This is a genomic window from Nocardiopsis ansamitocini, from assembly GCF_030268225.1.
Taxonomy (GTDB): domain Bacteria; phylum Actinomycetota; class Actinomycetes; order Streptosporangiales; family Streptosporangiaceae; genus Nocardiopsis_D; species Nocardiopsis_D ansamitocini.
Genome location: NZ_BSQG01000010.1, coordinates 118530 through 140169 on the forward strand (window position 1 = coordinate 118530; position 21640 = coordinate 140169).

General features: G+C 69.8%; 19 protein-coding genes and 2 CRISPR repeat arrays. Of the genes, 7 read left to right on the forward strand and 12 right to left on the reverse strand.

Going from position 1 to position 21640, the window contains the following annotated elements; translation table 11 throughout:
- Positions 1-506: 506 nt before the first annotated feature.
- A complete protein-coding gene (locus QSJ59_RS21405; protein WP_285761526.1) occupies positions 507-923 on the reverse strand; it encodes a hypothetical protein in 417 nt (138 codons plus the stop codon).
- Between the two features lie 117 nt (positions 924-1040).
- Between QSJ59_RS21405 and QSJ59_RS21410 the strand changes: the two genes are divergently transcribed.
- Entirely contained in the window at positions 1041-2153 is a 1113-nt protein-coding gene (locus tag QSJ59_RS21410) for a pentapeptide repeat-containing protein (RefSeq protein ID WP_285761527.1), read from the forward strand.
- A gap of 379 nt (positions 2154-2532) precedes the next feature.
- On the opposite strand, the gene QSJ59_RS21415 is transcribed toward QSJ59_RS21410, so the two are convergent.
- Together QSJ59_RS21415 and QSJ59_RS24400 are read right to left on the reverse strand one after the other, a co-directional pair.
- Positions 2533-2718, reverse strand: a complete 186-nt coding sequence (locus QSJ59_RS21415; RefSeq protein ID WP_285761528.1) for a DUF397 domain-containing protein — start codon at positions 2716-2718, stop codon at positions 2533-2535.
- The gene (locus tag QSJ59_RS24400; RefSeq protein ID WP_432707515.1) at positions 2711-3529 is read right to left on the reverse strand and encodes a helix-turn-helix domain-containing protein; all 819 of its coding nucleotides are present in this window, start codon (positions 3527-3529) and stop codon (positions 2711-2713) included. Before QSJ59_RS24400 ends, QSJ59_RS21415 begins: the two co-directional genes overlap by 8 nt.
- A gap of 107 nt (positions 3530-3636) precedes the next feature.
- Here QSJ59_RS24400 and QSJ59_RS21420 point away from each other — a divergent pair, with 107 nt between their 5' ends.
- The 3 genes from QSJ59_RS21420 (at position 3637) to QSJ59_RS21430 (ending at position 9489) form a co-directional block, all read left to right on the forward strand.
- Positions 3637-3954 (forward strand): hypothetical protein, encoded by a 318-nt coding sequence (locus QSJ59_RS21420; RefSeq protein ID WP_285761529.1) that lies wholly within the window; start codon positions 3637-3639, stop codon positions 3952-3954.
- 513 nt (positions 3955-4467) lie between these two features.
- A CRISPR array of direct repeats spans positions 4468-5472; the repeat unit is 29 nt; unit sequence GGGACCATCCCCGCGTGCGCGGGGAGCAC.
- Positions 5473-6385: 913 nt separating this feature from the next.
- Positions 6386-8569: an RNA polymerase recycling motor ATPase HelR gene (gene helR / locus QSJ59_RS21425; RefSeq protein ID WP_285761530.1), complete on the forward strand. Its 2184-nt coding sequence runs from the start codon at positions 6386-6388 to the stop codon at positions 8567-8569.
- Positions 8570-9291: 722 nt separating this feature from the next.
- Positions 9292-9489 (forward strand): hypothetical protein, encoded by a 198-nt coding sequence (locus QSJ59_RS21430; RefSeq protein WP_285761531.1) that lies wholly within the window; start codon positions 9292-9294, stop codon positions 9487-9489.
- A gap of 522 nt (positions 9490-10011) precedes the next feature.
- Here the strand turns inward: QSJ59_RS21430 and QSJ59_RS21435 are convergent.
- The 4 genes from QSJ59_RS21435 to QSJ59_RS21450 all read right to left on the reverse strand — a co-directional run bounded on the left by QSJ59_RS21435 (position 10012) and on the right by QSJ59_RS21450 (position 13423).
- On the reverse strand, positions 10012-10560 hold the full coding sequence (locus QSJ59_RS21435; RefSeq protein ID WP_285761532.1) for an EF-hand domain-containing protein: 549 nt from the start codon (positions 10558-10560) through the stop codon (positions 10012-10014).
- A gap of 204 nt (positions 10561-10764) precedes the next feature.
- Positions 10765-11223: direct repeats of the CRISPR family, unit length 29 nt; unit sequence CGGTCCATCCCCGCGTGCGCGGGGCTCAC.
- Between the two features lie 206 nt (positions 11224-11429).
- A complete protein-coding gene (locus QSJ59_RS21440; protein ID WP_285761533.1) occupies positions 11430-12026 on the reverse strand; it encodes a TetR/AcrR family transcriptional regulator in 597 nt (198 codons plus the stop codon).
- A 178-nt stretch (positions 12027-12204) separates the two neighbouring features.
- Positions 12205-12777, reverse strand: a complete 573-nt coding sequence (locus QSJ59_RS21445; RefSeq protein WP_285761534.1) for a hypothetical protein — start codon at positions 12775-12777, stop codon at positions 12205-12207.
- A gap of 28 nt (positions 12778-12805) precedes the next feature.
- Positions 12806-13423 carry a TetR/AcrR family transcriptional regulator gene (locus tag QSJ59_RS21450; protein WP_285761535.1) on the reverse strand — a complete coding sequence of 206 codons (618 nt, stop codon included), beginning with the start codon at positions 13421-13423 and terminating at the stop codon, positions 12806-12808.
- Positions 13424-13630: 207 nt separating this feature from the next.
- Here QSJ59_RS21450 and QSJ59_RS21455 point away from each other — a divergent pair, with 207 nt between their 5' ends.
- Complete coding sequence (locus QSJ59_RS21455) at positions 13631-14677, forward strand: alcohol dehydrogenase family protein (protein ID WP_285761536.1); 1047 nt, start codon at positions 13631-13633, stop codon at positions 14675-14677.
- A gap of 115 nt (positions 14678-14792) precedes the next feature.
- On the opposite strand, the gene QSJ59_RS21460 is transcribed toward QSJ59_RS21455, so the two are convergent.
- A complete protein-coding gene (locus QSJ59_RS21460) occupies positions 14793-15740 on the reverse strand; it encodes an NAD(P)-dependent alcohol dehydrogenase (protein WP_285761559.1) in 948 nt (315 codons plus the stop codon).
- 208 nt (positions 15741-15948) lie between these two features.
- Here QSJ59_RS21460 and QSJ59_RS21465 point away from each other — a divergent pair, with 208 nt between their 5' ends.
- Positions 15949-16635 (forward strand): TetR/AcrR family transcriptional regulator, encoded by a 687-nt coding sequence (locus tag QSJ59_RS21465; RefSeq protein ID WP_285761537.1) that lies wholly within the window; start codon positions 15949-15951, stop codon positions 16633-16635.
- A gap of 216 nt (positions 16636-16851) precedes the next feature.
- Here QSJ59_RS21465 and QSJ59_RS21470 read toward each other — a convergent pair whose 3' ends face one another.
- On the reverse strand, positions 16852-17577 hold the full coding sequence (locus QSJ59_RS21470) for an ANTAR domain-containing protein (RefSeq protein WP_285761538.1): 726 nt from the start codon (positions 17575-17577) through the stop codon (positions 16852-16854).
- A gap of 344 nt (positions 17578-17921) precedes the next feature.
- Here QSJ59_RS21470 and QSJ59_RS21475 point away from each other — a divergent pair, with 344 nt between their 5' ends.
- On the forward strand, positions 17922-18572 hold the full coding sequence (locus tag QSJ59_RS21475) for a class I SAM-dependent methyltransferase (protein WP_285761539.1): 651 nt from the start codon (positions 17922-17924) through the stop codon (positions 18570-18572).
- Between the two features lie 160 nt (positions 18573-18732).
- On the opposite strand, the gene QSJ59_RS21480 is transcribed toward QSJ59_RS21475, so the two are convergent.
- From QSJ59_RS21480 to QSJ59_RS21490, 3 genes are all read right to left on the reverse strand, one after another.
- Positions 18733-19068, reverse strand: a complete 336-nt coding sequence (locus QSJ59_RS21480) for a hypothetical protein (protein WP_285761540.1) — start codon at positions 19066-19068, stop codon at positions 18733-18735.
- Positions 19065-19190, reverse strand: coding sequence for a hypothetical protein (locus QSJ59_RS21485; protein WP_285761541.1), 126 nt, complete (start codon positions 19188-19190; stop codon positions 19065-19067). Before QSJ59_RS21485 ends, QSJ59_RS21480 begins: the two co-directional genes overlap by 4 nt.
- Before the next feature lie 415 nt (positions 19191-19605).
- A complete protein-coding gene (locus tag QSJ59_RS21490) occupies positions 19606-21534 on the reverse strand; it encodes a S9 family peptidase (protein ID WP_285761542.1) in 1929 nt (642 codons plus the stop codon).
- Positions 21535-21640 lie beyond the last annotated feature (106 nt).

The following is a 21640-nucleotide window of genomic DNA, read 5'->3' on the forward strand; positions in this document are numbered from 1 at the left end:
GGCGGCGTCCACTTCGGGCGTCGCCTCTTCGCATGTCAGACCCCATGGTCGTGACCTGCACCGATCGCGCGAGTTGGGCGAACCAGGGGCGATAGTGTCTCATCCATTGCCATCTTTCCCCGTCTGTTCCCGTCCGTTCTCATCCATTCTCATTTTTCCCGGGCCATGCACGGGCCAAGGCCCGGGCCCGAACCGGCCTACCGTCCAGGCTTTGAGCGCTGGTAGCGCGGCGTTCGGGGGTACTGGCCCGTGGCGGTTCGATACCGCCTCGGGCCGGTTGGGGTCGTCCGGGCATTCCCCGATCACCGGCTGGGGTGAGGCGGTGGCGGCGGTGAGGGTGGCGGGATCTGGTCGCGGGCGCGCGTCGTGGCGGGAGGATCGGGGGCCGCAAGCTGGTTGGCGCAAGGGCGGGGGCGTGCCCCCTGCCCCGGTATTTGAGCCCTGGCCCCCGATCCTTAGGGTCCCGCCGCGAAGGGTGCGGGTGGACAGATCCGGACACCCGACTCTTACCGGTTGCCTGGAGCGTCGTCATCGGGGTCGGGCCGGTCGGGGTTGGCACCGAACGACAGCGGGTTTTCCTTGTAGTAGGCGGCCATGATGCGCATCGCGCGGCGTTCGTCCAAGCGCTGGTGCAGGGGGTTGGTTTCGCGTTCGGTGTCCCATACGGCGATGCCGGTCTCCACGGCCTTGGTGCGCACCCGGCGGTTGATGATCTCGCCCGCGCGTCGGCCCAGTCGGCGGGTGGGGGTCCATTCTTCGCGGGTGCAGGTGATGACGGTCGCGCCGCGTTCTTTCAAGATGGCGGCGATCGCTTGGGCGCGGGCCTCGAAGCGGGCGGCGTCCTCGCGCTCTTGCTGTTGCTGGGCGCGTTGGTGGGCTTTGGCGGTGGGTGCGGTGTGGATGTGGCGGATGTTGTCCGACATGGGCCGAACCCTATAAGCGGGGCGCACCGGTGTGTCTGGTGTGTTGGGATTTCGGTCATGGCGCGAATCGGTCAGTGGTGGCGGGGGTTGCTTGCGTGGGTGCGTGGAAGGTGGGGGGTGCTGGCCACGTGGTGGGTTGGGGTGTGGCGGCGCTTCGGTTGGTGGGTGGGTGGGCCGTTGGCGGTGGTGGGCGCGTTGGCGGTGTTGTTGTTCGTGTTGTTTCCCATGACGTGGTGGGTGGCCGGTCCCACGGTCTATGAGGGGTTGGCTGTTCCTGAGTTGGGGCCAAGTCCTTCGGTTGAGGAACGCGCGGCGCGGGCCACGGCGGCCAAGGAGAACGCGGCTGCGGTCAACGCGGTGCGTCAAACGTTGTTGCAGGGGTTTGGTGGGACGGCGGCGTTGACGGCTCTGGTGTTCACCGCGCGCAGTTACCTGCTCAACCAGCGTGGCCAGTACACGCAGCGTTACAAGGACGCCATCGAGCAGTTGTCCTCGGAGCAGATGGCGGCACGCATCGGGGGGATTTATGCCCTTGAGCATGTGATGCGCGAGTCCGAGCGTGACCACGAAACCGTGGTGGAGGTCCTGGCCGCGTTCGTGCGCGAGAACGCCCCTCGTAATACGGTGACTCCTCAGTCGGTGGTGTCTTCACCATGGGGGCAGCGGATGCATCCCCCTACAGGGGTCGAAGAGCCTGCGGCTCCCGTGGAGGCGAAGAAGGGGCCGCCCACGGATGTGCAGACCGCGTTGACCGTGATCGGACGCCGCCCCAAACGACCCGAGAAGAACCGCGTTGACCTGTCCAACACCAACCTTCAACAAGCGAACTTGCGTCGGGCCAACCTGCAAAACGCGAACCTACGCGAAGCCAACCTGCAAAACGCGTACTTAACCGAGGCAGACCTCCAAGAAGCAGACCTACGCGAGGCCAATCTGCAAAACGCGCGTGTAGGAGGAGTCAACCTACAAAACGGGAATCTGTACAAAACCAACCTGAAAAACGCAAAACTAGGAATAGCCAACCTGCAAAACGCGAACCTACGCGAAGCCAACCTGCAAAACGCGTACATACGCAGGGCAGTCCTTCAACACGCGTACCTGGACGAGGCCAAGCTTGACTACGCCGACCTGCGCGGGGCAACAGGTGTGGATCTCACTGGGGTTGCCTCTCAAGAGGGCGTTGTGTTGGATTCTGACAATGGGAAGCCCTTTGGCGACGGTTCCGGGTGAGGGGCTGGTGCCGGCCGGGCGGTGGGTCACCGCGGATCAACGGTGAGGGCCGTCGCTGGGGGTGTGGGTGTTGGCGCGCAGGCGCAGGCCGTCACCAGCCACGCGCGGCGGTGGGGGCGGGCTGAACGCGGAGGGCGTGGAGGTCGCGCGGGCGGGCCGAGCGCGAGCACCCGACGAAGTCGGGCGCGCAGCGCGCTGTGCCCAGCCAAGCGCGTACCGACTCGCGCCCGGCGGCTCCCACGCACGCAGCCGCCCGCCTGCGCGTAGCGCAGGCGGGCGGCCCTTGACCTGTTAGGGAAACTCATCACACACCCAAAACCCACCAGCCCCCGACACCGGACTGAGTGCGGATAGGTCCCTGTGACCGCAATCCGGGCGACTACAGCGTCCCGGTCTGTACATCCCTCAGGAAAGCGGTCCACTCCCCTACCGGAAACAACAACGTCTCCTTGTCCCGGTTCTGAGTGTCGCGCACGACCGCACCGATGGAGGTTTCGGCGACCTCTACGCAGTTGCCCCCGTTCGGGCCGCTGTAGCTACTGGTATGCCAATGCGGGCTAGTCATCGGGAAGTCCTTCCATGGTCGCCCGGATGAACTCCAGAGAATCCCCGGGCGAAAGAGCGTCGGCCTGAACAGCGCCGAAAACCAAGTGTAGATACTCCAGTTCGCGGGTGTCGTCAGTGGTTGCACCGCCCAGCGCGTGCTCTGCGTAGCCAACGGGAGGCCGGTCGGGGAAGCTCATGATCCGAAATGGCCCACCAAGCCCGGGGTGCGTGGGCCGCGCGCTGGGAAGCACTTGAAGCCGGACGGTCTCACACCCCATGCGGAGTAGGTGGTCAAGCTGCTCCCGCATGACGGCCACACCACCCAACATGCGGGTTATAGCGGAATCGTCCACGACAAACCAGGTGGCCGGACGGTCCGCACGGGTGAGTAGGGCTTGGCGTTGAACTCTGGTTCGGACAAGCCCGTCAACCACGTCGGGTGCAAACCATGAGCTACCCGTGCGTATCACGGCGTGGGCATACGCCCCGGTCTGGAGCAGGCCGGGGATGAGAAGCGGCTGATACTCCCGAATGGTGGTCGTGGTCTGCTCCAGAACAAGCACGTCCCGAAACCACGAGGGGCTGTCTCCCGCGCTGCTGCTCAGCGACACCCACAGACGCAGCAAGGAGCCGTTTGTGTCACACACCCGGTCAAGCGCTTCGGCGTGAGCGCGTTGGGGCCTGCGCGCCCCGGTCTCCAGGGAACTGATCGTTGACCGCCCCCACCCGGTCGCTTTGGCCACCTGAGCTTGTGTGATACCCGCCAGCTCGCGTGCGCGGCGTGCGTCCAACGCGAACCGTGCCCAGTGGTCATGTGGTCCATTTGCCATGTCACAAGGCTGACACCTTGCGTCACAAAATGTCTGTGGCAGCCGCGCTAGTTTCGTGTCACGTGAACTGTCTGTGCAGGTAGCGCGCACAAGCACAGAGTGACGTCATGACAGCACAGACCACGCCCGATCCGCCGGATCTGCTCACTCCCGACTCCGCCATGACGGCGTTGCACAACCTCCACAAGGCCCTACGCGTCAAAGGCGTTACTGCCCTCCCCGACACCGCGAAGCGCTGCACCTGTCTTTTGGGTGCGGAGACGGTCGTGGTGGCCCTACACGGTCGGTGGTGGTCCATTGAATGGTCGGAGACCGACATCGACCCGATCCTGCCCGTTGGCGCGGAATGGCGAATGGCCGAACGCGTCCGCCGCGTGCTGGTGATCCGGTCGGTTCCGCGCCGCCAGTCCACGGGACAACGGTAGTGGTCTGGAATTGCCGGTTATGTGGGAGAAGTTTCGTTCTCGACCACCCCTCACAGCACGACTGTCCAAGAGACCGGCCCCCGTCCAAGGCCGTGCCTTCGCCCAAACCCCCGAAAAAGAAGTGAGCCCCGTGATCATCCGCGCGACAATCCACTCACGGTCAGGTCTCGTGGAAGTCGAGTGCCAAAGCGGAGCGGGAAGCACGAAAGAGTTCATGGCACTCACGGACTCAGAAATCCAGACCCTTACCGCGTTGTTGCTCCCGACGCCGGAGGAAGAGCCTCCGCCTCCCGGCGCGTAGGGCGGATACGAGAAGCCCCCGGTCGTAGAGAGAGCGACCCGGGGTCTTGCCGTGTCCGCGCGTGAGGAGGGGTCGGTTCGTGGCTCAACGATCGTGGGGCCAACCGCGTCGTGGGGCCCACTCGAAAAAATCGGGCCACTCACGGGCCAAGCCTTCGAAAACACCCCAGAAAAACCACAAAACCCCAGGCCAGAGCAGCAGAACCACGAAAAGAGGCTTTCCCCGCGTGCGCGGGGAGCACCTGGACAGGACCTGCTGCCACGCGGGGGTCACGGGACCATCCCCGCGTGCGCGGGGAGCACGCCAACAGGTCCGGAAGGGCCGGCCGGGCCCGGGGACCATCCCCGCGTGCGCGGGGAGCACTCGTTGATCTGGTATTCGTCCAGGTCCATGCCGGGACCATCCCCGCGTGCGCGGGGAGCACCTCAAGAGCGGCCCGCCCCCAGACCTGGGCACGGGACCATCCCCGCGTGCGCGGGGAGCACGGCTCGACATCGGGCACCCGTCCGGCGCCCTCGGGACCATCCCCGCGTGCGCGGGGAGCACCCGCAGGTGCTTCCGCAGCCACGCCACCGTCTGGGACCATCCCCGCGTGCGCGGGGAGCACGCGAAGATGGAGGAGCTGGCCACCGCCGTCCCGGGACCATCCCCGCGTGCGCGGGGAGCACGCGAAGATGGAGGAGCTGGCCACCGCCGTCCCGGGACCATCCCCGCGTGCGCGGGGAGCACCTGCGCAGCATCCACGCGCCCGATCCCGGTCCGGGACCATCCCCGCGTGCGCGGGGAGCACGGTAAGCCGTTCCATTTGCGGTTTCAAATGGCGGGACCATCCCCGCGTGCGCGGGGAGCACGATGCCTACATCGAGGCGATGGTCGTCGCCCGGGGACCATCCCCGCGTGCGCGGGGAGCACTGATTTCCAGCCGCGCCGCCATTCAGGGAACGGGGACCATCCCCGCGTGCGCGGGGAGCACCCCGGCGCCGGGGAGAGCCTGACCATCGTGCAGGGACCATCCCCGCGTGCGCGGGGAGCACTCCTCTGCCGTCGAGCCGGACGCCGGGGGAGCGGGACCATCCCCGCGTGCGCGGGGAGCACCTCTCTCGCCTGCGTGTGGTGGGAGCACGCCTGGGACCATCCCCGCGTGCGCGGGGAGCACCCCTACCTATCGGAGAAGGAGGGGTTGGTTGGCGGACCATCCCCGCGTGCGCGGGGAGCACTCTTGTTGACCTGGGACTCTACCAGTGGGTAACCGTCTTTTCATTCACTTGTCGAGAAAAGAACCTTTCACCCAAAAAGCCTTATCGCACCTATCGGCCGCATACAGCAACAGACCGACCAGACCGCGCCGTCAGCGCCCCCGGAGCGAGGCGGGCGAAGCGGCCAGGGCGCCTTCGGGGCAGCTGCCGCATAGATTCCCTTTGGCCGGAACCGGGGCGCTCCCCAAGCGCGCCGACGGCCTTCGCGAACCACCAGGACAGCGGTTTCCCAAGCGAATTGAGGTCGGCGCCGAACCGGATGATCGTGAACCCGAAAAAACGGCTCACAGCGACCCGGCGGGACGGACGGGCGCGTTCCGCGCAGCCCGAGAAGACGGGTGCCACCGCAGCCGCTCACCTCGGAACGACCCCGCGTACTGCCCCGAAGCGCCTCGGCCGTCCCGAGAAAACGGGCCCGAATCGACCGGCGGAAAAGAATTCCGCGGCGAAACGCACGTGGTGCACCAATACGGAAATACCGTTCCCTGAAACGCCGCCAGGACCGCTCCGGAATTTCATCGGCCGCTGCGGGGCCAATGCCCGAAGACGACTTTCCCAAAAAACACCGGCCCGAGGACCGTCGATCACGCGTTGCGCCCCTGAGGCCGGATGGTTGGCGTCGGGAGAGGTCGGCCACTGCCGGGCCGTCGCCCCTTCAGAGCCGGGGCGAGCGATCAGCGGCCCGGCCGTGCGGTCGAGGAGGACTTCCGTGCCCGAGGGGCCGCCGCAGGCGGCGCCCCGCGCTTCACAAAGGGGGACCGTCCAGAGCGGACGACCACGGGAGGAGGGTTCCAGCCACCTCTCTCCACTCTCAACTTATAGCGCACCCGGGGGCTTGCGGCAAGACCCGGGGCAGGGCGCACAATCGTCGATCGTGACCAGAACCCACGAGACGGGAAACGACGTGAACACCCTCGCCACCAGCGCGTTCGACCTTCCCGACCACCTCTCGCCCAAGGCCGCCCCGGCCCTGATCGCCGGCGACCAGCAGCACTTCGCGGCCATCGCGGCGAGCCTCGAACAGGCGATCACCGACCTGTCCGAACGTCTCGACGCCAGACGCAGCGCGCCCGTCGGCAAGGGCCGGGAGGTCATGGACCGGGACATGGAGATCCACCGGATGGCCGGCCGCCTGCGCGCGCTGCGCCGCTTCGGCCTGGACCTGTGCCTGGGACGCATCGTCGGCGCGGACGACCCCGAACCCGTATACATCGGACGGCTCGGCCTCACCGACGGCGAGGGGCGCCGGCTGCTCCTCGACTGGCGCTCCCCCGCGGCCGAACCGTTCTTCGCGGCCACCCACGCCAACCCGATGGGGCTGACGAGCCGCCGCAGGTACCGCTGGACGCGCGGCCGGATCAGCGACTACTGGGACGAGGTGTTCACCACGGACGGGTTCGAGGGGCACGCCGCCCTCGACGACCAGTCCGCCTTCATCGCGAGCCTCGGCGGCAACCGGTCGGCCCGGATGCGCGACGTGCTCGGCACCATCCAGGCCGACCAGGACGCCATCATCCGTGCGGGCTCCCGGGGCGCTCTCGTCGTCGACGGCGGCCCGGGGACGGGCAAGACCGTCGTCGCCCTGCACCGCACCGCCCACCTCCTCTACTCCGACCCCCGCCTCCGCCACCAGCGAAGCGGCGTGCTGTTCGTCGGCCCGCACCAGCCCTACCTGGCCTACGTCTCCGACGTCCTCCCCAGCCTCGGGGAGGAGGGCGTGCAGACCTGCACCCTGCGGGACCTCGTCCCCGAGGGGGCCTCGGCAGCGGTCGAGACCGACCCGGACGTGGCCCTGCTGAAGTCGTCCGGGGACCTGGTGAAGGCGATCGAGGAGGCCGTCAGGTTCTACGAACAGCCGCCCACCGAGGGGATGACGGTCACGACGGACTGGGCCGACATCTGGCTGGGCGCCGAGGACTGGGCCGAGGCGTTCGACGCACTCGACCCCGGCATCGCGCACAACGAGGCGCGCGAACAGCTCCTGGAGGAGCTGCTCACGATCCTGGTGGACAAGCACGACGGCGACGACGAGATCCGACCCGACCTGATCCGGAGGTCGCTGCTGCGGGACACGGAACTGGTCACGGCGCTCAACCGCGCGTGGCCGCTGATCGAGGCGACCGACCTCGTCGGGGACCTGTGGTCGGTCCCCGCCTACCTGCGCAAGTGCGCCCCCTGGCTCGGCATCGACGACATCGGGAAACTCCAGCGCGAGGACGCCCAGGCGTGGACGGTGTCCGACCTGCCGCTCCTGGACGCGGCGCACCAGCGCCTCGGCGACCCGTACGCGGCACGACGCAGGCGTCGGTACAACGCCTCCGCAGCAGCCGAACGCGAGCGGATGTCCGGCGTCATCGACAACCTGCTCCAGGCCGACGACGACGGCGAAGGGGTGGTGACGATGCTGCACGGACAGGACCTGCGCGACAGCCTGGTCGACGAGAGCGCGCTGCCCGGCACCGATCCGGACCTGCTCGCCGGCCCGTTCGCGCACATCGTCGTGGACGAGGCCCAGGAACTGACCGACGCGGAGTGGCAGATGCTGCTGCTGCGCTGCCCGTCCCGGAGCTTCACGATCGTCGGGGACCGCGCCCAGGCCAGGCACGGGTTCACGGAGTCGTGGGAGGAGCGGCTCCGGCGGATCGGTCTCGACCGGATCGCGTCGGCCTCCCTGAGCATCAACTACCGGACGCCGTCGGAGGTCATGGCCCGGGCCGAACCGGTCATCCGGGCGGTCCTCCCCGACGCCAACGTGCCGACCTCCATCCGCAGCAGCGGCGTCCCCGTCGTGCACGGACGCGCCTTTGAACTGGGCGCGGTCCTCGACGCCTGGCTCGCCGAGCACACCGACGGGACCGCCTGCGTCATCGGCGATCCCGCGTTCCGGGCGACGCCTCGTGTCCGGTCGCTGACCCCGGGCCTGGCGAAGGGGCTGGAGTTCGATCTGGTCGTCCTCGTGGACCCGGAGGCGTTCGGCGGGGGTGTCGAAGGGGCGGTGGACCGTTATGTCGCGATGACCCGGGCGACCCGGCAGCTCGTCGTCCTCACGAGTTCCTGACGTCGGCCGCGACACCGTGATCGCCGGTCCCGTTTTTCTTCCGGAAATCATCCGGCCCGGAAAAACGCCCGCAACGCGAGAACGCATTTCCTCACGACAAAAGGAAATTCCCCGTTCCGCCGCGCCGATCGGAAAGGGCGGGGCGGTTCCGGCCGTGAATCGTGTGCGCGTCCCCTTCCCGAAAAGGACGCGCCACCGCCACTGGGAGGGGCCGCCCGCCCTCGGCCGGCGGCGATGCCCCGTCTCCAGGGGGCGGCTCAGGACCCGCTCTTGTCCGAGCGCGGGCGGCCCCGATCCGGATGATTTCGGCGGCTCCACCGCGAAACAGAGAAATGAACAAACTTCACTCCATCGCGGAAAGTATGCTATGGATACTTCTGGATCTTCTCCTCCTCAGACTCGTCCACCGAGGCATGGGAAAGCGCCGCCTCCGTCCATCCGCGAAGCCCCGTTCCCGAACGGCTTCCACGGTTGAGGTGAAGGGCGCCGCTGACGGACTCCCGCCGCTTCCGGGATCCACCGCACATGCCGACGCTGTTCTCAGCCATGCCGGCTTTCTACCCGGTCGGCGAGAAACCCGGTTCTGGGGCTTCGCGGGTCAACGACGTGGCAACGGCTGCTCCTGCCGTTGTCGTTGTCGCCGTATCCCGTGGAGAAGTCCGTCCAGGAGCACACCGACGAACCGGGGGGCCACTCCCCCGCACACACAAGAAAGGGTTCTCGTGCATCCGCTGTTGTCCGTCCCGCTGGCCTACCGGTTGATGTTGATATCAGCCGGTCCCCGCGCCGCACTCGTCCACCGTGGCGGCGCGTTCGCAGTCGTGCCCGCACACGAGGTCGATCCTGCGGGAGCGTCGTGGACGGTGGAGGACCTCCTCTCCATCGGTGTCGGCGCACTCACCGTGGAACTGGTGGCGTAGTCCTCTGCTTACCGATATTCGCCGATGGGGTTCGGTGCCGGCCACGGGCCGGTGCGCACGCGTCACTTTCCGAGCGGGTCCCGGGACCCGCGACGGCAGACCCCATTGGCGCCTTCGACCGACGCACCCCGCAGCGACGAAGAACCGGACGCCACCGGTGGTCCGCTCACTGCGGCCCCGCCCAGGGTCCGGCCGTTGATCGGTCCGTGCAGCCGCCTCTGCGAACAGGGCGGCCGCCACAACGCACCGACGGGAAAACACCCGTCGCCCGCTCTGCCGCCGGAGAATACCCCGGCAGGCCGCTTTGCCCTCTCCCGCGCAACCCCGGTCCGGCCTGTTCTCCTGCCTCCTCCTCGGGCACCGGAGAACCGAAGCGCCCCTGTCGACGCCTGACCGGGCGGTGGCCCGACCTCCCCACGAGCACCGGACGGACTCTGCGGGCGGGGCCCCGACGGTCCGCCGTCAGGGCCCCGGTCACCCTCGATGCCCCGCATCGGCCCGGGACCGTGTGGTGGGGACCGTTCAGACCGCGCCGAAGGCCACACTGCCCGGCGAGTGCTGGAGGTCGTGGCCGTAGATGAACTCCCGGGCCGAGCGGATGAACTCCTGGCGGCTGATGCGGCCGTCGCCGTCGGTGTCCATGACCGTGAACCGCTCCATCGCGTCGGGCGTCTCGGCTCCGAGGCGCTTCAGGAGCTGAGCGAACTCGTTCCTGTCGATCTCGTTGTCGCAGTCGGAGTCGAGAATGTCGAAGACGGCGTGCGGCAGGCCCTCGATCATGTTGAACCGGCTGGTGTCGAACGAGGCCGCGCGCAGGGCGGCGATGAACTGCTCACGGGTCAGGCGCTCGGCGCCGTCCGCGTGACGCAGCAGCTCCATCCACAGCATCTGGTAGCAGGCGGTGAGCGCCCGGGCCCGACGGTCGTCCTTGCCGATGCCCTGATCGGAGAGGTAGCGGTCGGTGAGGCGCTGGTAGTCGGCCCACTCGACGTATCCGTCGCCGTCGGTGTCGAAGGCGTCGAAGAGACGACCGTACTTGACGGCGGCCGGGTCAATGGAGGCTGTGGTCATGGTGCATCCCGTCGGATTCGGAACGGGCCGTCCCCGTTCGCTCACAGTGAGCGATTATTCAATGGCCCATGACCATGACCAGGGGTTTTCCTACGCACGGCGCGTCATGGTCATGGACGACCATGACGCCCTATTCGGTCCGCGTCGCGACAAAGGCGGAACCCGCGGAATGTCCTCGACGCGTCCCGGGGCGGAACCGGCTCCCGGCCCGTCCTCGCGTGCGCGGGGCTCACTGGTCGAGATCGGGGACCTGGTCGTGCGCGCCCGGTCCATCCCCGCGTGCGCGGGGCTCACAGCTGGGGGAGGTGCGCCAGCAGATCGTTGATCGGTCCATCCCCGCGTGCGCGGGGCTCACCTAACACCAAGGCCGCTGTGTTGAGTCGGCCCCGGTCCATCCCCGCGTGCGCGGGGCTCACCACACCGTTGCCGACCACGAAAACCCTGGCCTCGGTCCATCCCCGCGTGCGCGGGGCTCACCGCCACCCAGAAATCGATCAACTCGTGGGCGAAGGTCCATCCCCGCGTGCGCGGGACTCACGCCCTGGTCGCAGAGAAAGAGCGCCGCAAGAAACGGTCCATCCCCGCGTGCGCGGGGCTCACCCGCACGGTCGCGCTCCTCCTCACGAGCCCGCTCTGGTCCATCCCCGCGTGCGCGGGGCTCACAGTTAATGACCTGGCACTTTGTGGCGCGTTATCATAATGAGATTTTTGACTTTGTCCCATTTGTGAAGTCCTGCCCCACCGCGCCACATGCCGACGGCGCACCGGGAGGAATCCCATTATGCGGGCGTCGCAGCCGCCCCGCCCCTGCTTTCGGGGCACGGGAAGCCGTCATCCGTTCCGGAAGCGTACGCGGCGCCGCCGGTGGATCAGGCGGTGAGCAGTCCGGCCGCCATCCGGTGGGCGTGTCCGGCCGCGTCGGGGAGCACGCCGGTGCCCGCGACGGTGGAGACGCCCTCGTGCAGCAGCATGAATCCGGCGGCGGCCTTGTCGGGGTCGGGATGCCCGGCGTCGGCGGCGAGGCCGGTGAAGTAGTCGAGCATCCACCGCTTCTGCGCCACGACGACGGCGTGGCCCGGGTGGTCGGGGGACGGGAGTTCGGCGAGCGCGTTGACGAACGCGCAGCCACGCGGGGCCTCGCGGTCCAACCAGTGTGCGAGCGCGTCGAGGGTGGCGGGCAGCCGCTCGGCCGGAGCGGGCGCGTGCTCCCGCACCCAGGAGGTGAGCCAGTCGCGCCAGCGGTCGTCGCGCTCGGCCAGGTACGCGGCCACCAGGCGGTCCTTGGAACCGAAGCAGGCGTAGAGGGTCTTCTTCGTGACCCCAGCCGCGGCGGCGATGGCGTCGACACCGACGGCGTGGATGCCCTCGCGGTAGAACAGCCCCGACGCGGCGTCCAGCACCCGGCGCCCCGCAGGGGTCAGCGGGGGCACGGTGCGGCCGGTCGTAGCGACGGAATCGTCGGTCATGGAACACCACCCTTCCGCCTGGAGTATACGGACCGGTGAGCTTACCAGGGCTGATCCGGGCGGCAGGGGCGATCAGCACGAACCGCCCCCATCGGTCGGCCCAGGCCGGTCCGGTACACCACCACCGGCACCCGGAACACCGATCACCCCGCCCCTGCGGACGGCCTGCCCGGAGGGGTCACCTGCTCGCCCGCCCGTCGGCCGGCAGGTGGGCGAGCAGCAGTTTGACGACGAGCACGGGGCCGAACCAGGCCAGTGCGACGGCCGTCCCCGGCAGGCTCGTGACGACCGTGACCGTCAGCGCCGCCGCCGCGAACGCCGTGGGGCGGCGCAGGTCCGCCGGCACCGTGACGACGGCCAGGGCGCCCAGCACGATCAGGGCGTAGGTGGTGGCGGCTGCGGTCCAGCCGTAACCGGGGACGAGCGCGGCCAGGACGAAGGGGTGCAGGTGCGCCAGCACGAAGCCGAGATGGTGGCGTGCCTCCCGGCCCGGGCGGTGCCACAGTCGGCGGGCGGTGTCGGTGGCGTTGGCCGAGGCACCGCCGATCAGGTCGAACCCGACCACCGCGACCAGGGCGTAGTGCCAGAGCGCCCACTGCTGGTGGTGGAGCAGCCCGATGGCGACGACTCCGGCGGTACCGAGGACGGCCGTCGCGTACGTGACGGCCTGCTCCCCGGTGGTGGCGTCGGGCCCCAGGAGCCGGTCGGCGATCCCGGCGAGGCCGGGCCTGGGACCCGTCGGTGTGCTCACGGGGTTCTCCCCGCCGGGCGGGCCGGCCTCACCGACTCGGGTCCGGTCGGGTCGTCGGGGCGGGTTCGGGGAGGAGCAGGCGCACGAGGGGGTCGACGAGCGCGGCCGGGTCGACCTCGGGGTCGATGAGCCACTGGAGCACGCATCCCTCGATGGCGCCGACGAGGACGGTGGCGTGCGCGTGGGCGTCGACCGCTCCAGGGCACCCTTGCGCCGTTGCCTCTTCGAGCAGTGCCGCGATGGCCGCGCGGTACTCCCGGTAGGTGGCGGCGAGGTCGAGCGGCGATTGCGGCCCCCATCTGCTCGCCGCCCACAGGTCCAGGAGCACGCGGGCGAGGTCGGGTTCGGCGGTCAGCATCGCGACGACCCCGCGCACCAAACGTTCGAGGCGTTCGCGTGCGCCGCCCCGCCCTGCCGCGGCCTCGGCGAGGACCGCGGCGGAACGCGCGGTGAACGCCTCGGCCGCGACGTGGAGGAGCTGCTCCCTGCTGTCGAAGTAGAGGTAGACGCTGCCTTTGGCCACCCCGGCTTCCTGGGCGATGTCGTCGATGCGGCTGGCGGCGTAACCGCGTCGGGCGAACACGCGGATCGCGGCTGCGAGGATCTCCTCCCGCCGGGTCCGCCGGTCGGCTCTGCGCGGTTTCATGCCCCGCCCCTTTCATGACTGACTAGTCAGTCATATTACGATCGGACACTTCCCCCATCAAGCCCCGGACATGGAGCGTCCTTGTGTTCAAGGTATACCGACCGGTGAGTTGACATTGCCGCGACCGGCATGGTTCCGTGACTCCACAAGTAACCCCACCGGTCGGTATACCTCGCATGGTGATCGACCACGAAAGGAGAAGACCCGATGCACGCAATGGTCCTCACCGGATTCGGCGGCCCCGAAAAACTCGAATACCGTACCGAGCACGCCGATCCCCTCCCAGGCCCCGGCGAGGTCCGTGTGCGGGTGGGTGCGGCGGGCATGAACAACACCGATATCTGGACCCGTCAGGGTGCCTACGGCGTCCCCGGCGATCCCGGTGCGAGCGCCGGCTGGCGACGCGAGCCCCTGGCCTTCCCCCGGATCCAGGGCGCCGACGTCGCCGGAAGGATCGACCGCGTCGGCGCGGGGGTAGCACGATCCCGGATCGGCGAACGGGTGTTGGTGGACCCCATGCTCTACAGCGGTGGCGAGGTCGAACTCGTGGACACCGCCTACCTGGGCAGCGAGCGGGACGGCGGGTTCGCCGAACTCGTCACCGTCCCGGCCGGCAACGCGCACCGGATCGACTCCGCGCTGTCCGACGAGGAGCTGGCCACCTTCCCCACCGCCTACGCCACGGCCATGCGGATGCTGAACCGGTCCGGGCTCTCGGCAGGGGAAACCATACTGGTCACCGGTGCTTCCGGTGGGGTCGGTTCCGCGCTGGTTCAGCTCGCCTCGGCCCGGGGCGCCAGGGTGATCGCGGTCGTGGGGGCCGCGAAGCGCGACCGGGCGATCGAACTGGGCGCCGATGCCACCGTGGCCCGCGAGACCGAGGACCTGGCGGCGCGGGTCCGCGTCGCGGCGGCGGGCCGCCCCGTCGAGGTGGTGGCCGATGTGGTTGCCGGCCCGATGTTTCCCGCGCTGATCGGCCTGCTCGCCCCCCTCGGGCGCTACGTGGTGGCCGGGGCGATGGCCGGCGCGATCGTCAGCGCGGACCTACGCACCGTCTACCTGCGCCAGCTCAGTCTCATCGGATCGTCGTTCGGCACCCACGACGACTTCGCCCGCCTCGTCGCCCACATCGAGGCCGGCGAACTGCGTCCGCTGCTGGCCGGCAGCTACCCGCTGGGCGAACTGGCCGCCGCGCAGGAGGCGTTCGCGGCCAAGGAGTTCTTCGGCAAGCTCGTGGTGCGCCCCGGGGAGTGACCCGCACCGCGGGGGCGGCACCGCTTCCCGGGGAGCGGTGCCGCCGGGCCCGGGGAGAGCGGCGGGCCCGCCGCGTCGCGGCCCCCGCTCCCGGGCCTTCCCCTGCCGCTGGGGCTCAGCGCACCTGGACGACGTACTTGCCGCGGACGCCGCCCGCCTCCAGCGCACGGTGGGCGTCGGCGATGCGCGCCAGCGGGTACACGGTGTCCACGACCGGCCGGATCTCCCCGCGCTCCACGTATGCGGTCAGGTCGTCGAAGAGGCTGGTCCCGGGGTTGCCGCTGAAGAACCGGACCCGCCGCGACCCGAAGACGGCGGAGGCGAGGATGAAGGCGGCGGAGGCCAGGATCCGGTCGGCGTCGGGCGTGATGCCCACCATGCGACCGCCTGGGGCGAGAAGGCCGTGGTAGGCGGGGAGTTCGGTGCCGGCGGTGTCGAGGATGACGTCGAAGGCACCGAGGTCGCCCGGGGACGTCGTGCGGTAGTCGAAGACCTCGTCCGCGCCGAGGCCGCGCACGAAGTCGAGGTTCTTCGCGCCGGCGAGCGCGGTGACGTGCGCCCCCATCGCGCGGCCGAGCTGCACGGCGATGCTGCCGACCCCGCCGCTGCCGCCGCGCACGAGCAACCGCTCGCCCTTCCCGAGGCGGGCCTTGTCGCGCAGGGCGGTGATCGCGGTCGTGCCCACGGGCAGGCTGGCGGCCTGCACGGGGTCGAGACCGGCCGGGCTGAGGGCCATCCGCCGGGGGGAGACCGCGACGAACTCGGCCGCGCTCTCCTGCCGCAGGCGCGGCATCCCGCCCCACACCATGGCGCCCGCACGGGGGCCCGGTCCTTGCGCGGCCGGCTCGACGACCTCGCCGACGAAGTCGATGCCCGTCTGCTTCGGGAAGCGCCGGCCGAAAAGGCTGCCGAGTTTCCCCTCCCGCAGGACGGACTCTCCACCGTTGACGCTGATGGCGTGCACGCGCACCAGCGCCTCCCCCGGCTTGGCGACCGGAACCGGCAGCGTGCCCTCGTAGAGCACGTCCGGCGGCCCGTAGCTGTCGTAGAGGGCCGCGCGCATCTCGTTCACTGTTCTCGATCCCATCATCCGTCGACGGCGTGCCGACTCACCGGTGGAATGTGGACCGCCTGCGGCGGCACCGGGCACGGCAGAGCCACGGACGGTCCGACCGAGAGGCGGCGACACCAAGCGGAGAACCCTCTCCACTTGCCTTCCACGCTACCACGCAAACCGGAGAACCCTCTCCACTTGAGGTAAAGTGAGAGGTATGCGCACTGAGCACTCTCGGATAACCGACCCCACCGGTGAGCCCCCCGCCGGAACACCGGGGCTGCGCGCCGACGCCCTGCACAACCGCACCCGCATCCTGGAGACCGCCCGCGAGGCGTTCTCCACCACGGGCCTCGACGTGTCGATGGCCGAGATCGCCCGACGCTCCGGCGTCGGCATCGCAACGCTCTACCGGCGCTTCCCCACCAAAGAGGCCCTGGTCACCGAGGCGTTCTCCGATCAGTTCGCGGAGTGCGTCTCGGTGGTCGACGACGCCCTGGCCCACCCCGACCCCTGGCACGGGTTCTGCTGGGTCGTGGAGAAGGTGTGCGCCATGCAGGCCGTGGACCGGGGGTTCACCATGGCCTTCCTCTCGGCGTTCCCCGACGCGGCCGCCTTCGAGAAGAAACGCGCCGACGCCGAGCACAGCTTCGCCCGGCTGATCCAGCGGGCCAAGGACGCAGGCGGGCTGCGCGCCGACTTCGCCTACGAGGACCTCATCCTGCTGCTCCTGGCCAACGGGGGGGTCGTGACCGGATCGGCGGCGAAGGCACCGGAGGCGTCGCGCCGCCTGGTCGCCTACCTGCTCGAAGCGTTCCGGGCCGATCGTGCCGCCCCGCCCGCGGACCTTCCGCCGGCGCCCTCCCTGGACCTGGAACAGGTGTACTGCCCGCCGACGGCATAGGCCGGCACGCCGGGCCCGGGGCCGTCCCGGTTCGCCGGTCGACCCCGGGGCGGTGCGGAAACGCCGTGCGGCTACGCGCGGCTTCTTCGGGCCCTGTGCACGCGGGAGCCCGCGTGCACAGGGTTTCGGTCCAGCGGCCCCCGGCGGGGCACGCGACTGCTCAGTCCCGTTGCCGCCGCACGCCCCCGCCCCACACGGTGCGGGGACGACGGCCGATCAGGGCCGGACCTCGTTCACTCCCTTGGGCAGGCCCGGACCCGGTTCCGTCGTCCGGGGCCCCGGCCTGGTTCCGGGAGCCTGCCGGGCCGCCGGGGTCCTGGTTGTCGCGGAAGACGTCCGTGAGGAGCTGGGCGCGTGCTTCGGCGCGCTCGGTTCTTTGGGTGTGCTCTCGGCGCTGCCGGTCCCGGCGTCGAGCCCGGGCGACCGCTCGGGCTGCCGCGGGCCACTGGCGGGAGGAACGCGGGGGGTGTGGCACGTGGTCGTTCCTTTGGCCCGGCCTTCGCCCGAAGGGGCATCGGCACGTGGCGACCCATCGGGCGACCGCCCTGGTGGGTGGGTGGCGGTCGTCCACGGCCGCGCCGAGGGCGACGGCTGCCCGGCCACCGGGTCGAGAACGGCTCGCTGCTGCCGGACGACGATCTCCAGCGCCCGGCGCAGGGTCGGCGTCATGTCGTGGAGCGGGTCGCCGGTGACGGCCTCCAGGCCGGCGGCGATGTCGTGCACCTTGGTGTTGGTGTCCTGGGACGCGTGACGGAGAAGCCGGAACGCCTCGTCGGAGTCGCATCGGTGAAGTCCCATGATGATGCCGAGCCCCCGCCCGATCACCCCGCGTGTCTCCAGCGCGGCGGTGAGGTGGTGGACCTGGGTTTCCAGCCGGTGGATGCGGGCCTGCTCGTCGGCAACCACGTCGGCTGCTGTTTCGGGTGTGGCGTCTGCAGCCATGTGCCCCTCCCCCTGCGGTGCGCCGGGATCCGTTGGTCACGAACCCGATGGCCCACCGTTGGGTGTCGGTGTGGATGCTCTTCCCGTCCGACCGGGTGGGCCGAACGGGGCTTTCCACATCTCCCACTATGACTGGCGGAAATTACGGACGGGTTGTGTCCTGGCGCAAAAAAGACTCGCGATAGGGGCCACTCGCCCCCCTAAACGGCAAGTTGGACGGCCATGTGCGCAGCACAGCTCCCTTTTCGGGTACGTGGGGAGCAGTATTCGCCGATCGTCGTTTCCCGTACTCATCCGGTAGGGCTGTCCCCGGCACGGCAGGAAAGGCCCTAATGTCCTGGCGTGTGACCGAACCTTCCCCGTCCCTGGCTGCGACAGCGGACGCCTACGATGCCGTGGCCGTCCGTTACGCCGCGTTCGCCCGCAACGAGCTCGACGCCCTTCCACTGGATCGCGCGGTGCTCGCCGCGTTCGCCGACCTCGCCCGGTCGACCACTGCGGGGCCGGTCGCGGAGCTGGGGTGCGGCCCGGGACGGGTGGCCGCGCACCTGCGGGACCTCGGGCTGGACGTCTTCGGCGTCGACCTGTCGCCGGTGATGGTCGATCTCGCCCGCGAGGCCTACCCCGGCATCCGGTTCGAGGTCGGCTCCATGGACGCCCTGGACCTGGCCGACGGCACACTGAGCGGCATCGTGTCCTGGTACTCGGTCATTCACGCCCCACCGCGGGACCTTCCCGCGTACTTCGCCGAGTTCCGGCGGGTGCTGGCGTCCGGCGGACACCTCGTGCTCGCTTTCTTCGAGTCGGAGGGCGGGCCGGTCACGGCGTTCGACCACGCGGTGGCGACGGCCTACCGGTGGCCGGTCGACGGCCTCGCGGAACTCGCCGGCGAAGCGGGATTCGTCGAAATCGGCCGAATGCTGCGCGAGCCGCTCCCGGGGGAACGACACCGCCGGGGCCATCTCTTGATGCGCGCGGACGAGCGGCCCGGGTGACCGCGCGCCGCCGGAGCGCGGGGTGTCCGCCGAGACGGCGGACGGCGCGGCCACCGCGCTGCCCCGCACCACGTCCGCCCGCCGGCGACGTCGCCCCGCCCGGGTGCCCTTTTCGGACACGGTTTCGCGCCGGAGTTCTCCGGTCCGCCCCACGCGTGCGCTACTCAAGGGCGACGAGGACCGATTCGATGTCGGGCGTCTGCCTCTCGTAGGTCTCCCCCGGCGCCACGACGCCCAGGCGGCTCTCGCAGCTGTGCCCCGAATGCACCTCGACGGGGCGGTCGGTCCGGTTCGTGACCCCGGTGGCCTTGACCGCTATCTGGTCCTCGCTCTGGTTGTAGCAGTTGCCGTCTTCGAGGTCGGCGATGACGATGTCGGGACTGTCCTGGTCGAAGGAGTTCCGGAGCAGGATTTCGCCCTGGGCGGCCTGGACCGAGGCGGCGCCGGTCAGGGTCAGGACAGCGGCGACCGTGCAGATGCCAAGCGTGCGGTTCATGGGCGGTCCTCGTTGTCGGCGTGCACGGCGGGGGACGGGTGGTGTCCGTCGGCGCCATTGGCTTCGGGCTGCTGTTGACTGCCGAAGGTAATCCACCGATGGCCGATGACCTGCGCGGACACGGCGCCCTCTCCACACAGGCGGGGCAAAGATCGGGAAAAGTCGGTCGGCTGCGTCAACAACCGCGGAGAAACGAAAAGCCCCTGGAGGCGATGGCACTGGACCGCTTCGACGGGTTCGTCGCGGGGGTGCCCAGCCATTCTGGTCGGGGGCGGGTTGGGCCAGCTCCCCGACCGTGGGCGGGCCGTAAACGGCGATGGCCGGGCGCAGGGCACGATCGGGCCGGTGCAGGGGCACCGTCCGACCGTGGACACCGGTGGCCACCACCCCCGACACCGTGCAGACGCCGGCGTCTTCGATGATCGCCTCCGTGAACCGCCGTGCTGGTGCGGGCACGGGCCCTGAGTCACCTGTGCGAGGCGCCCCTCCTGGCCGGGTCCGGCCGGCGCCGCCGGCCGGACCCTCACACGCCGGCCGCTACTCCGGGGACGGGCTGCTGCGGCGGCCGCCGAGGTGCTCGGCGAAGTGCTGTTCGATCGCACGGTAGAGCCGGAACTGGTTCTCGGGGTTGGAGAACCCGTGGCCTTCGTCCTCGGCGAGGAGGTACTCCACGGGGACGCCGCGTTCGCGCAGGGAGGCGACGATGTTGTCGGACTCCTGCTGGACGACGCGGGCGTCGTTGGCGCCCTGGGCCACCAGCAGCGGGGTGCGGATCCGGTCGACCATGGTGATCGGCGAGCGGGCCAGCATGTCGGCTTCCTGGGCGGAGTCGTCGGGGTCGCCGACGTAGTGGTACCAGTTGTTGGCCAGGTGGGGCCTGAGGAACGGCGGCAGGGTCCGCATGAAGTTCGCCAGGTCCGAGATACCCACGTAGTCCACCGCGGCGGCGAAGTAGTCCGGGGTGACCGTGACGCCGACGAGTGCCGCGTAGCCGCCGTAGGAACCGCCGTAGATACCGATACGGGCCGGATCGGCGTAACCCTGCTCCACCACCCAGGTGGCGGCGTCGATGAGGTCGTCGTGCATCTTCCCGGCGAACTCCCCGATCGCGGCGGTGACGTGCCGCTTGCCGTAGCCCGAGGAACCGCGGAAGTTGACCTGCAACACCGCGTAACCGCGGTTGGCCAGGAACTGCGCCTCCGGGTCGTAGCCCCACGAGTCATGGGCCCACGGTCCGCCGTGCACGAGCAGGACCAGCGGCAGCCCTTCGTGGTCCACGCCCACCGGCAGGGTGAGGAAACCGTGCAGCGGCAGGCCGTCGCGGGCCGGGAAACGGACCGCTGTCATCGGGGCCAGGTCGGCCGGGTCCAGCTGCGGGTACGGGCTGAACAGCAGCCTGCTCCGCCCTGTCCCGTGGTCGTAGAACCAGGTCGCTCCCGGTTCACGGTCGTGGATGAAGGTCGCGATCCATCGCTGCTCGCTCTCGTCCGAGGACACCGTGCCCAGCACGCCGTCGGAGAGCGCGGACAGCGCGGCGTACACCTCGGCGAAGTCCGGGTCCAGCACCTCGATCCTGGGCCGGTCGCCCACGAAACGGGCCGCGATCACCTCGCCGGTGCGCCGGCTGGTGAACACCACGGGGGGCAGCCCGGAGGCAATCAGACCCATCGTGCACAGGCTGTGCCCCTCCACGGCGGCGACCACGGTCTCCTCGCCGGTCCCCCGGTCGATACGGACGAGCCGAAGGTCGTCGGAGTCCTGGTAGGAACCGACCAGCAGGCCCTTGCCGTCGGGCGTCACGATCTGCAGGGGCAGCCCCATCGGGTGCTCCGGGCCGCCGTGCTTCCCGAGGAAGCGCCGCTCCCCCGTCCCGGGGTCGATCGCAGAGAACTCGTAGGTGCCGTCGTCAGCCAGCACCGAGTGGAACGACGCCTCGCCGTCACGGTCGACCAGGATGGTGGTGGTCGGCTCGGGCTGCTCCAGGTGCAGTGCCGTCTCACCGGTGGCGACGTCGATCCGGAACACGTCGATGAACATGGGGCGCTGGTTCATCCAGACCAGCACGCTCCCGGGCACCGACTTCAGGGGTTCGACACCGAACACGCGGGACCCCGGCTCCAAGGGCGTCAGGTCGACCGCGGGCTCGTCGGGTGCGTCGAGGTCGACACGGAAGAGGTGCCAGTCCTCGTTGCCGTCGGTGTCCTGCATATACAGCAGCCAGCGCGGATCGTCGGTCCAGTGGTAGGCCTTGATGCCGCGCCGGGAGTCGTGCGTGACGCACACCGCGTCCTCGTGCTCCTCGTCGACCCCGCGGACCCAGACGTTCGTGCGGCCGTACTTGGGCGCCAGGTAGGCGATCCTCGTCCCGTCCGGCGAGAGCGACGCACCGGAGAACACCGGATCCGCGAAGAACTCCTCGACCTCGATCAACTTCGGAAGGGAATCTCGACTCGGTACCTCGGTCATCCAATGCTCCAATCAGGGTCGGTGTCGCGTATCCGGTCGGTGCGCCCGGCGTCGGGCGCACCGATGACGCGTTCCATCCGGCGGACGGGCCGCCGCATGAGCCTGA

Bases quoted from the DNA above. Each gene is read 5' to 3' on its own strand.
- QSJ59_RS21465 (WP_285761537.1), top strand. From the start codon at position 15,949: ATGCGCACTGAGCACTCTCGGATAACCGACCCCACCGGTGAGCCCCCC.
- QSJ59_RS21450 (WP_285761535.1), bottom strand. From the start codon at position 13,423: ATGAAACCGCGCAGAGCCGACCGGCGGACCCGGCGGGAGGAGATCCTC.
- QSJ59_RS21435 (WP_285761532.1), bottom strand. From the start codon at position 10,560: ATGACCACAGCCTCCATTGACCCGGCCGCCGTCAAGTACGGTCGTCTC.
- QSJ59_RS21470 (WP_285761538.1), bottom strand. From the start codon at position 17,577: ATGGCTGCAGACGCCACACCCGAAACAGCAGCCGACGTGGTTGCCGAC.
- QSJ59_RS24400 (WP_432707515.1), bottom strand. From the start codon at position 3,529: ATGGCAAATGGACCACATGACCACTGGGCACGGTTCGCGTTGGACGCA.
- QSJ59_RS21415 (WP_285761528.1), bottom strand. From the start codon at position 2,718: ATGACTAGCCCGCATTGGCATACCAGTAGCTACAGCGGCCCGAACGGG.
- QSJ59_RS21405 (WP_285761526.1), bottom strand. From the start codon at position 923: ATGTCGGACAACATCCGCCACATCCACACCGCACCCACCGCCAAAGCC.
- QSJ59_RS21490 (WP_285761542.1), bottom strand. From the start codon at position 21,534: ATGACCGAGGTACCGAGTCGAGATTCCCTTCCGAAGTTGATCGAGGTC.
- QSJ59_RS21455 (WP_285761536.1), top strand. From the start codon at position 13,631: ATGCACGCAATGGTCCTCACCGGATTCGGCGGCCCCGAAAAACTCGAA.
- QSJ59_RS21440 (WP_285761533.1), bottom strand. From the start codon at position 12,026: ATGACCGACGATTCCGTCGCTACGACCGGCCGCACCGTGCCCCCGCTG.
- QSJ59_RS21460 (WP_285761559.1), bottom strand. From the start codon at position 15,740: ATGCGCGCGGCCCTCTACGACAGCTACGGGCCGCCGGACGTGCTCTAC.
- QSJ59_RS21480 (WP_285761540.1), bottom strand. From the start codon at position 19,068: ATGAACCGCACGCTTGGCATCTGCACGGTCGCCGCTGTCCTGACCCTG.
- QSJ59_RS21420 (WP_285761529.1), top strand. From the start codon at position 3,637: ATGACAGCACAGACCACGCCCGATCCGCCGGATCTGCTCACTCCCGAC.